This window comes from Kitasatospora sp. MBT63 (assembly GCF_000710465.2).
GTDB lineage: Bacteria > Actinomycetota > Actinomycetes > Streptomycetales > Streptomycetaceae > Kitasatospora.
On sequence record NZ_JAIZ01000040.1, the window covers coordinates 1 to 12,234 of the forward strand.

Below are 12,234 nucleotides of genomic sequence, written 5' to 3' on the forward strand. Positions count from 1 at the left end.
GGCGCCCGCCGCCGGCCAGGGTGGCCAGCGCGGTCTCGGTCCGGTGCAGCCGTCGGCCACCGGCGGTCTGAACCGTCCGGCGGGCGCCCGCGGCGCCGACCGGATTCCGCCCGCTCCCACGCCCCCGGCTCCGTCCCGGCAGCCTGCGGCCGCCGCCGGCGCCCACGGGCAGGTTCCGCCGCCGCCCCCGGCCGCGCCGAACCAGGGCCAGAACCACGCCTCCACGTCGACCGGCACCCCGGTGCCGGCGCCGGCGCACGGCGGGCTCGGCCCGGTCAACCCCGGGTCCTCCCTCGGCCCGGTCGCCGGTGGCGGCACCGGTCAGGCACACGGTCACGGCCCCAACCAGACCCCGGGCCAGAACCAGGGTCAGCACACCGCGCCGCGCCCGGACATCTTCGAGCAGCGCCGCCTGGAGCGGGAGGCCGAACTCGGCCGACTGAACACGGAAAACGACGGGCAGGTCGGCCGGACGATCACCGACCTCGGCCGGGAACAGCGCTTCCTGATGACCCAGCCGCCGAACGCCGACCGTCTGGTCGCCGACATGCCGCGGATGAGCGAGCACGACCGGATGGAGGCCCTCGGGAACCTGCGGCCGGAGTACCGCCGCTGGCTGGCCTCCAACGAACCGCTGGTCGACAACCTGCGCAACACGTTGTCGCCGCAGGAGTTCGCGCGGACGGCGGCCCGCCTGATGGTGGACGTCGACCCGCGGGTCAGCGACCACGACGCGGCCCGCAGCGAGGCGGAGAAGAACCTCTCCCAGATGCTCCAGGACCCGGAGGTGACCGCGACGCTGCTCAAGGGGCGAGCGGGCATGTACGTGGTGCCCAAGGACGTTCCGATGACCGAGGCCGCGCCGTACCGGAACCTGCGGGGCACCGAGGCCGCGGGCGACGCGGGTGGCGGTCGCAAGTGGGAGGACGTGCGTGGTTCCGGTGGTCGCCGGGCCGCCGCCACCGAGGAGAACCTGCTCGGGGAGCACACCACGGTCGGTGGCATGTCGCACTACGACGACGGCTACTCCACCACGACCCACGAGTTCGCCCACACCATCCACCGGCAGGCGCTGGGCCCGTCGGATCGTCAGCTCATCACGGACTCCTACCAGGCCAAGATCGACGCCGACCACCTGGCGCGGACCTTCGGCGAGGAGAGCCCGATCCAGTGGACCGACGGTGCGCGCCGGCCGGACGGGCAGAACGGCGACAACTACGCCTCCCGTGACGAGCAGGAGTACTTCGCCCAGGTCACCAACGCCTATCTCGGCACCAACCACGGCAACGACCCGTACACCGGGGAGCCCCGGAACAACGGCGCCGACTGGGTGCGGGCCAACGAGCCCGACCTGCTGCCGCTGCTGGAACGTCTCTACGGTCCGGACCCGGAGCCCATCCGGGCCAACCCGGTCGACGAGAACGACGGTCTGCGCGGCCTGCGCAACCTCTTCGGCGACGAGGACCCGTCCGGTCCGCCGCGGCCGCCGGCGCCGACCCGTCCCGCCCCGCCCGTCCCGGACCCGGCGGCCGCGGCCGGCGGCTCGGGCAGCACGGTGCACCCGACGGGCACGGGCACCGGCCCGGTGCACCCGACAGGTACGGGCACGGGCACGGGCACGGGCAGTGTGCACTCGCACGACTCGGACGCCGACAGCATCAGCTCGCACGACTCGCACGATTCGTCGGCCTCGCAGGGTTCCAACCGGCACCCGGACGACCCGTTCGCCGATCCGGTGACCCCGCACACCCAGGCGCCCCCGCCGCCGCCCGCGCCGCCGGCCCCGCCGGTGCGGACCGGCCCCGAGGGTTTGCTGCACGCGGACGTCCCGCCGCCGCCCCCGATGCCGCCGTCCGACACCCACGGCAACGGGTCCGCCGACCAGACGCACCCGACGGTGGACCACACCCAGGACCACCAGACGCACGACACCCACGACGCGCAGACCCACGACGCGCAGACCCACGACACCCACACCGACGGCACCCACGACACCGTCACGCCGCACGAGGACACCACCGGCTCCCGGGACCTCCCGTCGGAGCGCACGCCGCGGCCCGGCTGGGGCTCCGAGCGCCGGCTGCTGGACTCGCCCGAGGACCGGGCGGACCAGCTGCGCGAACAGCTCGGCCTCGGCGAGGACCGGACGCACGACGTGCAGGACCTGGTCCGCAACGCCCGCAACGGCAAGGTCGACGACCTCGCCCGCTGGGTGGACCAGCACGGGACGGGCGCGGTGCACGCGCTCGGCAAGGAGATCCCGGAGCACGCGCTGTGGGGTCTGGGACGTGAACGGCCCGAGCACGCCCAGGCGTTGCACGACGTCATCGCGGAGCGGCGGGGCGGCAACCCGCCGTCGCGTGAGGAGATCCAGGCCCGCCAGGACGTCTTCGACAAGCTCCAGCAGCACGAGTCGGTCACGGTCGTGGTCGAGTCGGGTCCCGGCTCCGGTCACCAGGCTGCGGCGATCACGCTGGTCCGCTCGCTGCGTGAGCTGGGCTACGGGGGCGAGATCCAGATGGTCGCGCCGCACAGCGTGCGGGAGCGGCTGGAGCGGATGCTCGACCGGGACGAGCTCCGGGTCAACGAGCCGGTCTACGTGGACAAGGAGCTCGACCACGAGACCACGTACGAGCAGCCCGTGCGGCCGGACCTCGGCCGCGGGCCGACCTTCGTCGCGGCCAGCGACAGCCTGGAGGCCAACCCGAAGTCGGCCGCCGCACTGCTGTCGTTCACGGGCGCCGACAAGGCGATGCTGCTCACGCCGTACGCCTGGGGCCACCCGCGGGCCGTCTACGAGCGGACGCCGGGCGAGGACGGCACGCCGAACTACACCGCGCACCACATGGACGCGGGGGTCAGCCCGGACCACGGCCTGTACCAGTTCGACATCCGGACGCCCGAGAAGGTGGCCTTCCCCGACGACCCCAAGCTGCAGTCGATCGCCGACTCGGTGGCCGGCGGCAAGGTCGACATGATGCCGGTCTACGGGCTGGCCCGGATGGAGGACCGGCTGCGCGCCAGCGGCCCGGAGTACCTGGCGTCCGCGATCCGCGAGTCGGGCGCGCACGAGGTCGACGGGGTGAAGACGTACGGCAAGCCGGCCGTGATGGTGGAGGTCGGCGGGCGCGAGATCGGCTACGCGCCGAAGTTCGAGCCCAGCTGGCTGAAGCGGGCGAACCTCGCGGACCTGGGGGCCGAGGACGTCTCCCGGATGATGTCCGAGCTCAAGGACGGCGAGGTGCTGCTCATCCGCAGCGACGGCACCTCGCAGTCCAACTTCGAGAAGCTGTTCCAGCTCGGTGACCTGCCGGCCATCCAGGAGGGCGCCAACACCACCAACGCCAGCCAGCTGACCGGGCGTCCGTACCTGTCGCCCAACGTCGGTACGACCCCTTACCCGCGGATCCACGAGCCCGCGGCGGCGGACCTGCTGCAGGCGCGGGTGGCCAACGCCCTCGGCCGGGACGGGGAGGGTTCGGTGCCGGACCTGTCGCACGCCCGGGACGCCTGGGACCGGGCCACCTGGCGCAACGAGTCGCCGTCGCACGAGGACTACCGCAACGCGGCCGACAGCCTGCGGGACGCCGCCGCCGGCGTCGACCGGCTGGCGCAGGACCACCCGGACCCGCAGGTCGCCCGGACCCTGCGGGACGCCGCGGCGCAGGCCCGCGAGGACGCGTCGGTGCTGGAGCGCTCCGCGCAGGCGCTGGGCGTCAACGGCGACCTCACCAAGGCGACGGACGGCATGAACGCGGGCACCGAGTGGTCCGCCGCCGCCGAGCACTCCGAGCCGCACAAGCAGCTCGGCAAGGTGAAGTGGGGCCGGGACATCGTCGACGGCTGGGCCAAGGAGGCCAACCAGCACACGGGCGGCGGGAAGTTCACCATGCCCGTCGACAAGCTGCAGGACTTCGGCAACGCCCTCACCCATCACACCGACCGCGACCGGCCGCCGACCCCCGGCGAGACGCAGGCAGGGTTCGACCGGGTGTACGAGATCCTCAGCCGGGGCCTGGACCCGGACGACGCTCAGGCACTGAAGCTCGCGATGGACAAGAAGACCTGGGAAGGGGAGATGATCCGCACCAATGTGACGCCGTCGACCAGCCTGGGCCGCTCCGACGTGGTCCGGCAGAACTTCGAGACGCTGTCGCAGGAGGTCCGGGCGAACGAGCGGTTCTACGCCAACGAGGTCTCCGAGCAGCTGGGTGATCTCTCCAACGAGCCGAAGCCCGAGGCCGTGGAGGACATCGCCGAGGTGCTGCGCGGCTACCGCACACCGGACTCCCGGTTCCAGCAGTACACCTCGGAGGTCAACGGCCGGGCGCTGGACTGGCGGCAGGACCAGCTGCTGATGGGTCTGCTGCACATGGACAACCCGCACGTCCTGACCGACGAGAGCATCCACTCGCAGGCCCAGGAGCAGGTCAAGTGGCGCCAGGAGGCGCCCGAGCGGGAGGCCAGGGCCGCACGGGCCGCCGAGCAGCAGCGGCAGCGGGAGGAGAAGGAGGCGCAGCGCCAGCTGGAACAGCAGCAGATGCAGGAGCGGTTCGAGGCGGCCCGCCGGGCCCGGGCCGAGGCGGCGGCTGCGGCTGCCGCGGCGCCCCCGCCGCCGCAGCAGCCCGCGCAGACGAGCCACAGCTCCGACGAGGAGAGCGACGCGGACATGGCCAACTTCGACCCCGACGACCTCTGGTAGGTCCTCGGCCGATCCGGCCGGCTCACCCGCCCGGCGCCGAAACGGCGCCGGGCGGCCCGCCGCGCTCCCTCCCGCCCCGGGCCTGCCGTCCTACGATGCACTGGCGTCACCACTCAGGGTGACGGTGTCCAGGCAAGGAGTGAGCATGAGCAGCGGTATGACCATCGGTCTGCTGGTCCGGATCGAAGCCAAGCCCGAGTACGCCGAGCAGGTCGGCGCGATGCTGCGCGACGCCGTCGCGCTCGCCAACGAGGAGGAGCGGACCCTGGCGTGGTTCTCCTTCCGGGAGAGCGCCACCACCTTCGGCGTCTTCGACACCTTCGCCGACGAGCAGGGCCGCGCCGCCCACCTGCAGGGCCGGATCGCGGCCGCCCTGATGGAGGCGGCGCCCACCATGCTGGCCGTGGCCCCCGACATCCGGCAGATCGACCTGCTGGCGGCCAAGCTGCCGTGACCCGGGCCGTCCGGGCCGTCCGGGCGGTCCGGGCGGTCCGGGCCGTCGGGCCGGGAGGCGCGTCAGGCCGTGGCAGCCCGTTCGGCGGCGCTGCGCTCGACGCAGAACTCGTTGCCCTCGGGGTCGGTGAGCACCGCCCAGCCGGAGCCGTCGGGGTTGCGCCGGTCGTCGGCCAGGGCGGCGCCGAGGGCGAGCAGCCGGTCGACCTCCTCGTCGCGGGTCCGGTCCTGCGGCTGGAGGTCCAGGTGGAGCCGGTTCTTGACGGTCTTGCCCTCGGGGACGGCGATGAACAGCACCCGGCCGCCCGGGGACTCGACCAGCACCTCGGGGTCCTCGGGCCCGTCGTCCGGGTGGATCCGGGAGTCCAGGACGGCTGCCCAGAATCCGGCCAGCGCGTACGGATCGGCGCAGTCGACGGTCACCTGACGGATGAGAGAGGCCATGGTGGTCACTATGGACGCTGCCACCCGGCCGGTCCAGCGCCCGCGGCGGGTGCGCCGCCGGGGGGCTTATCACCGTCCTACCCGAGCGGTGCATAGGATCGGTCACCATGGGTCTCGGTGGGGTGTGGCGCAGGTGGCCGGCGGGCCGGCGGGCGGTGGTGATCGGGCTGCTGCTGGCGCTGCTCGCCGTCCTCGGCGGGCTCGGCGCGGTGGCGGCCTCGGGCTCCGGCCAGGCGGTGCGCCGGGAGGACCGGGTGCTGGACCTGCCCGAGACCCCGGGCAGCGCCGCGACCGTGCCGATCGACACCTCGTTCTTCACCACCGGCTCCGGGCCGCGCCCGGCCGTCCTGCTGGCGCACGGCTTCGGCGGCTCCAAGGAGGGAGAGCGGGCGCGCGCCGAGCAGCTGGCGAGGTCCGGCTACGCGGTGCTGACCTGGTCCGCCCGCGGTTTCGGCAAGTCCGGCGGGAAGATCGGCCTGGACGCGCCCGACCGCGAGGTGCAGGACGTCCGGCACCTGGTCGACTGGCTGGCCCAGCGACCCGAGGTGCGGCTGGACGGACCCGGTGACCCGCGGGTCGGCATCACCGGCGCCTCGTACGGCGGCGGGGTGGCGCTGCTCGGCGCCGCGTACGACCCCCGGATCGACGCGGTGGCCACCCAGATCACCTGGTGGAACCTGGCCGACGCGCTGTTCCCGCAGGGGGTGCAGGGCGGCGGCGCGGCCGACGGGGTGTTCAAGAAGCTGTGGGCCGGGATCTTCTTCACCACCGGCTCGGCGGCCGACCCCTCGGCCGGCCCCGGCGGACGTCCCGGCGGCGCTCCGGCGCAGGGCCCGATCGGCTGCGGCCGGTTCCTGGACGAGGTGTGCGCGATGTACGACCGGGTGGCCACCGCCGGGCACGCCGACCCCGACGCGGTCGCGATGCTGGAGCGGTCCAGCCCGTCCTCGGTCGGCGACCGGATCAAGGTCCCCACCCTGGTGGTGCAGGGCCAGCAGGACTCGCTCTTCCCGCTCGACCAGGGCGACGAGATCGCCCGCGCGGTCGCCGCCAACGGCGCGCCGGTGGCCGTCGACTGGTTCGCCGGCGGCCACGACGGCGGCACCGAGGGCAGTGCCCGGGTCGACGACCGGGTCACCGCCTGGTTCGACCGCTACCTCGAGCAGCGGACCGGCACCGACACCGGCCCGGCGTTCCGGGTCACCCGGACCGGTGGCGTCGACTCCACCGGGTTCCAGGCCGTGCTGCGCGGCGCCGACGCCGCCGCCTACCCCGGGCTCGGCGGCACCGGCTCCCGTACCGTCCCGCTGGGCGGCGCCCCGCAGGAGATCGCCAACCCGCCGGGCGGCACCCCGCCCGACATCTCCACCGTGCCCGGCATCGGCGCCCTCGCCCAGGCCTCCGCGCTCGGCGCCGGCCTCGCGCTGGACTTCCCCGGCCAGTACGCCTCCTTCGACTCCGCGCCGCTCGACGCGGGCCTGCACCTCACCGGCGCGCCCACCACCAGGATCACGGTCCGGGCCGACCGCCCCGACGCGGTGCTTTTCGCCAAGCTGTACGACGTCGCACCGGACGGCAAGCAGGCGCTGCCCCAGCAGCTGGTCGCGCCGCTGCGGGTGACCGGTGCCGACGCGCCCGGCGGGCGGAGCGTCGACATCACGCTGCCCGCGGTCGACCACACCTTCGAGGCGGGCCACCGGCTGCGCCTGGTGCTGGCCGCCACCGACCTGGCGTACGCCTCGCCCGCGCAGAGCGCCACCTACCGGATCTCCGCGGACGGGCCGCTCACCGTACCGACCGTGGCGGCGCTGCACACCGAGGCCGCCCCGCTGCCCGCCCGGACCTGGCTGCTGCCGCTGGTCGCGCTCGGCGCGGCCGCCCTCCTGCTGCTGCCCCGGCGCCGCCTGCGGCACCGGGCGCCCGACCCGGCGCTGGCCGGTGTCCCGCTGCAGATCACCGGTCTGAGCAAGCGCTACCGCGGCGCCGCCGACCGGTACGCCGTCCGTGACCTGGGCTTCACGGTCGAGCAGGGCCAGGTGCTCGGCCTGCTCGGACCCAACGGCGCGGGCAAGACCACCACGCTGCGGATGCTGATGGGGCTGATCCGCCCCGACGCCGGCGAGATCCGGATCTTCGGGCACGCGGTCCGCGCCGGCTCCCCGGTGCTGTCGCGGGTCGGCTCGTTCGTGGAGGGCGCCGGTTTCCTCCCGCACCTCACCGGCCGGGACAACCTGCGGCTGTACTGGCGGGCCACCGGCCGTCCGGCCGAGGACGCCCACCTGGACGAGGCGCTGGCCATCGCCGACCTCGGCGAGGCGCTCGACCGGGCGGTGCGTACCTACTCCCAGGGCATGCGCCAGCGCCTGGCCATCGCCCAGGCCATGCTCGGCCTGCCCGACCTGCTGATCCTGGACGAGCCGACCAACGGCCTCGACCCGCCGCAGATCCGCGAGATGCGCGAGGTCATGATCCGGTACGCCGCCGCCGGGCGGACCGTCATCGTCTCCAGCCACCTGCTCTCCGAGATCGAGCAGAGCTGCACCCACCTGGTGGTGATGGACCGCGGCCGGCTGGTCGTCGCGGGCGAGGTCGCGGACATCGTCGGCGCCGGCGAGGTGCTGCTGGTCGCCACCCCCGCCGGGTTCGGCGGCGACCGCCGGGCGGTGGCCGCCGACAAGGTGGCCGCGCTGACCGGGGTCGCCTCCGCCGAGGTGGTCGACGGCGGGCTGCTGGTGCGCCTCGACGGCCTGACCGCCGGTGAGCTGCTGGTCGAACTGGTCCGGCTGGACGTCCCGGTCGAGCGGTTCGGGCCGCACCGCAGACTCGAGGACGCGTTCCTGTCACTGATCGGAGGAACGGCATGACCGCCCCCGCGCCCGCCGACACCGCCGCGGCCCCGGGCTACCGGCCCGGCCGGACCCTGCCGCTGCGGGTCGAGGCCGTCCGCCAACTGCGCCGCCGCCGGACCATGGTGATCGGCGGGGTGCTCGCCGCGATGCCGTTCATCGTGCTGGCCGCCTTCCAGATCGGCGGCACCCCCGACCGCCCGGACCGCACCACCTTCATCGAGCTGGCCACCGCCTCCGGGCCCAACTTCGCCGCCACCATGCTCTTCATGGGCACCGGCTTCCTGCTGGTCATCCCGATGGCGCTGTTCTGCGGCGACACCGTGGCCTCGGAGGCCAGCTGGTCCTCGCTGCGCTACCTGCTGGCCGCGCCGGTGCCCCGGGCCAGGCTGCTGGCCCGCAAGTTCACCGTCGGGCTGGCCTTCTCGGCGGCCGCGATCGTGCTGCTGCCGCTGGTCGGGCTGGGCGTCGGCACCGCCGCGTACGGCTGGGGCGACCTGTTGCTGCCCACCGGCGCCAGCCTGCCCGCCTCGGTGGCGCTGCCGCGGCTCGCCCTCGCGGTGGCCTTCGTGGTGGTCGCCGAACTGGTCGTCGGCGCCCTGGCGTTCTGGCTCTCCACCGCCACCGACGCCCCGCTCGGCGCGGTCGGCGGCGCCGTGTTCCTGACCATCGTCACCGGGGTGCTCGACGCCATCACCGCCCTCGGCGGCCTGCGCGAATGGCTGCCCGCGCACTGGAACTACGCCTGGGCGGACGCGCTGCAGCCGCAGCTGGAATGGGGCGGGATGCTCCAGGGCGCCTCGCTGTCCGTCAGCTACTCGCTGGTCCTGCTGGCGCTGGCGTTCCGCGGTTTCGCCCGCAAGGACGTGGTGTCCTGACCGGGTCCGCAAAGCCGTTCTACCGGGGCGGCCGGTGGGCTAGGGTGACGACTGCGCGGGGCGGCTCCGCGGTGTGCTTCCTTCTCCCAACTCACTGTAAATGAACCGAGTGCGCCCACTCTCCGCCCCGCGCCTCTCACCCCAGGGGGCCCCACCAGCATGACCAGCGCCACCCAGGCCGTCGCCGACCCGGACCTCGACACCTTCCTGCTCCGCCGTCGGGGCGCCGTCCACGTCCCGCCGGCCCTGCTCGGCGCCGCCGCCGACAGCTGGTCCGCCGCCGGGCTCACCGCCCTCGACGGCGACCTGCTCCAGCGCGGGCACGTGCTCGGCGCGTCGCTGCGCGCCACCCTGGCCCGCCTGCACCCGACCGACCTGGCGCTGCTCGGCTCCACGCTGCTGGCCCGGCTGGACGCCCTGTACGGCGCGGACCGCCGGCACCGCCCGCTGTTCCGCGGCTTCCCCGACAGCGTGCCCGACGACGCGCAGTCCTACTTCTCCGAGCAGATGCGGCAGTTCCTGCTGAGCCAGCCCCACCAGCCGTGCGTCCGGTGCGGTCGCACCGGCGCCGAGGCGGGCATCGGCGCCCTCGCGCCCTGCGCCCACCTGGTCTGCGCCGACTGCCTGGACCCGGCGGGCCCCGCGGACGGCGCCCCGCTGTCCGCCTGCCCGGTCTGCGGTGCCGAGCTGGCCGCCGAGCGCCGCCTGGGCCCCGGCCGGGCGCCGTACTCGCACCGCGTGGTGGCGCCCGAGGTCCGGCAGCGCAGCCTGGTCCCGCTGACCCTGGCCGAGGGCGCCGACCCCGCCGCCGCGGCCTTGGCCGAACTCGAGCTGCTGCTCGCCCGCCGCACCCCGCTGCCACCGCAGGACCGCGAGGACCTCGCCGTGCTGCTCGCCCACGCCCCCGCCGACCTCGCCGACCGGCTGCCCGACGCGATCCCGGTCCGCGAGACCAGGGCCACCGTCCTCGCGGCCCTGGTGCGCCGCGCACCCGAGGGCGCCGAGGCGCTGCTGCGCGCCCACGTCGACACCGCCACCGACGTGCTGCGCATCCTGTGGGCGCTGTCCGGTGCCGAGCCCGACCTGCTGCCCGCGAACGCCCGCAGGCTGCGCAACCTGCCGCGCCCGCTGCGCCGTTCGCTGCTCGCCGTGCTGGACGCGCTGCCGCTCGCCGCGCTCGCCGAGGACCTGCGGCGGCACCGGCAGGCCTGGCTGCGGGCCGGCGAACTGCTCCACCCGTCCGAGCACCGCCGCCGCTTCCCGTCGGTGGCCGCCGCGTTCGCACTGCTGCGGCAGACCGACCTGGAGGCGCACCCGGCCGCCGCCGGGCTCCTCGACGTGCCCGCGCCGCTGCGGGTGGACCGGCGCGAGCGCGGCACCCGGCTCGGCTTCACCGGCTTCGGCGGACAGGTCGAGGCCCGGCTCGCGGCCGGGGACCCGGCCGGGGCCACCGCACTGCTGGCCGCCCGGCCGGGCGAGCTGGTCCGCCGGCTCCACCACCTGCTGCGGGTGCACGCCACCGCCGCGCCCGGCGGCCCGCTGCCCGAGGCGTTCCTGCGGACCGTCGCGGAGGCGCTGCGCGCGGTCGGACCCGGTCCGCTGCTCGGCGCGTACGGGCGGCTGCGCGGGCCGCGCACCCCGGGCGAGCGGCGGCTGTACTTCCCGCGGGGCTCGGTCGCGCTGGCCCACGCCCGGGAGGACCACGGCACGGTGGTGCCCGCGGAGCTGAGCGGGCCGGTGTGCGAGCTGATCGAGGCCGAACTGCTGCGCCGGGCCCAGGGGCCGGCGTCCGGGCGGGGCACCGGGACCGCACTGTTGGACGAAGGACTGGCCGACCTGGTGGCGCCGTTCGCCGAACGGGCGGCCGCCAAGACGCTGGTGCCCGTGCCGCGCGGCAGCGTGCAGCCGCTGCCGGACGGCGGCCGGCTGCGGCTGTTCCTGCACTGGATGCAGCCCGAGGGGCTGCGGGTCGACCTCGACCTGTCGATCGCCCTGTACGGCGCCGACTGGCAGCTCGCCGGGCTGTGCGACTTCACCTCCCTGGTGTACGGGCAGCGGGCCGCGGTCCACTCCGGTGACCTGGTCGACGCGCCGCCGCCGCACGGCGCCACCGAGTTCGCCGACCTGGACCTGGAGCTGCTGGCCGGCCACGGTGTGCGCTACGCGGTGGTGCTCGTCCTCGCGTACAACGACATCGCCTTCGAGGAACTCACCGACGCCTTCACCGGGTTCATGGACCTCGCCGCACTCGGCCCGGCCGGCGACGGCTTCGACCCAAGGGCGGTGCGCCAGCGGATGGACCTGGCCGGTGACGCCCGGGTGTGCGTGCCGATGATCGTCGACCTGGCGGAGCGCCGGTACACCTGGACCGACCTCAACACCTCCGCCGCGGGCGGCTTCCACGACATCGCCCGGCACGGCGCGCAGGTCGGGCAGCTGTGCGCCGACGTGCTGGCCCACTTCGCGCCGGGCGCCCGGGCCACCCTGTGGGACCTGGCCTGTGTCACCGCCGCCGCCGACGCGCGTGAGGTGCTGGTCCGGGCCCGGGACGGCAAGACCGTCCGGACCTGGCGGCGGGCGGACGACGAGCCGGCCGGGCGGTTCGCCGCCCGGCTGCGCACCCTGAGCGGCCCGGACGGCGAGGAGCGGTTGGACGGCGAGGCGCTGGCCGCCCGGCTGGCCGGGACCGACGGACTGCTCTGCCTGGTCGACGGCGACCTGCCGGTGCCGGCGGGCCGGTCCGGGACGCTCTACCGGCTCCGCCCCGGCCCGCTCGACGCGGCGCCGGACACCCTGCGCCGGCTCGGCGCGGGCGACCTGGTCGCCCGCTTCGCCCCGGAGCAGTCGCGGTGACCGCGCCGGCGACCGGCCCGGCGACCGGCCCGGCGGACCTGGGCGCGGCCGGTCCGCG

Annotated in this window: 6 protein-coding genes; 5 read left to right on the forward strand and 1 reads right to left on the reverse strand. The window is 75.3% G+C overall.

What is annotated here, in order from left to right; genetic code table 11:
- Positions 1 to 241: 241 nt before the first annotated feature.
- Together AA75_RS48950 and AA75_RS02580 are read left to right on the forward strand one after the other, a co-directional pair.
- Positions 242 to 4,702 carry a hypothetical protein gene (locus AA75_RS48950; RefSeq protein WP_158515431.1) on the forward strand — a complete coding sequence of 1,487 codons (4,461 nt, stop codon included), beginning with the start codon at positions 242 to 244 and terminating at the stop codon, positions 4,700 to 4,702.
- Positions 4,703 to 4,859: 157 nt separating this feature from the next.
- Positions 4,860 to 5,156, forward strand: coding sequence for an antibiotic biosynthesis monooxygenase (locus AA75_RS02580; protein WP_033818042.1), 297 nt, complete (start codon positions 4,860 to 4,862; stop codon positions 5,154 to 5,156).
- Between the two features lie 62 nt (positions 5,157 to 5,218).
- Here AA75_RS02580 and AA75_RS48955 read toward each other — a convergent pair whose 3' ends face one another.
- Positions 5,219 to 5,599: a VOC family protein gene (locus AA75_RS48955; RefSeq protein WP_033818046.1), complete on the reverse strand. Its 381-nt coding sequence runs from the start codon at positions 5,597 to 5,599 to the stop codon at positions 5,219 to 5,221.
- A 107-nt stretch (positions 5,600 to 5,706) separates the two neighbouring features.
- On the opposite strand from AA75_RS48955, the gene AA75_RS02590 reads away from it, so the two are divergent.
- The 3 genes from AA75_RS02590 to AA75_RS02600 all read left to right on the forward strand — a co-directional run bounded on the left by AA75_RS02590 (position 5,707) and on the right by AA75_RS02600 (position 12,176).
- Positions 5,707 to 8,463, forward strand: a complete 2,757-nt coding sequence (locus AA75_RS02590) for an alpha/beta fold hydrolase (protein WP_033818043.1) — start codon at positions 5,707 to 5,709, stop codon at positions 8,461 to 8,463.
- Positions 8,460 to 9,323 carry an ABC transporter permease gene (locus AA75_RS02595; protein ID WP_033818044.1) on the forward strand — a complete coding sequence of 288 codons (864 nt, stop codon included), beginning with the start codon at positions 8,460 to 8,462 and terminating at the stop codon, positions 9,321 to 9,323. The genes AA75_RS02590 and AA75_RS02595 overlap by 4 nt, the downstream gene beginning before the upstream one ends.
- Positions 9,324 to 9,482: 159 nt before the next feature.
- A complete protein-coding gene (locus AA75_RS02600) occupies positions 9,483 to 12,176 on the forward strand; it encodes an MXAN_6230/SCO0854 family RING domain-containing protein (protein ID WP_033818045.1) in 2,694 nt (897 codons plus the stop codon).
- The last annotated feature ends 58 nt before the right edge of the window (positions 12,177 to 12,234 follow it).

Excerpts from the sequence above, each read along its gene's own strand:
- AA75_RS02580 (WP_033818042.1), top strand. The coding sequence starts at position 4,860 with ATGACCATCGGTCTGCTGGTCCGGATCGAAGCCAAGCCCGAGTACGCC.
- AA75_RS48955 (WP_033818046.1), bottom strand. The coding sequence starts at position 5,599 with ATGGCCTCTCTCATCCGTCAGGTGACCGTCGACTGCGCCGATCCGTAC.
- AA75_RS02590 (WP_033818043.1), top strand. The coding sequence starts at position 5,707 with ATGGGTCTCGGTGGGGTGTGGCGCAGGTGGCCGGCGGGCCGGCGGGCG.
- AA75_RS02595 (WP_033818044.1), top strand. The coding sequence starts at position 8,460 with ATGACCGCCCCCGCGCCCGCCGACACCGCCGCGGCCCCGGGCTACCGG.
- AA75_RS02600 (WP_033818045.1), top strand. The coding sequence starts at position 9,483 with ATGACCAGCGCCACCCAGGCCGTCGCCGACCCGGACCTCGACACCTTC.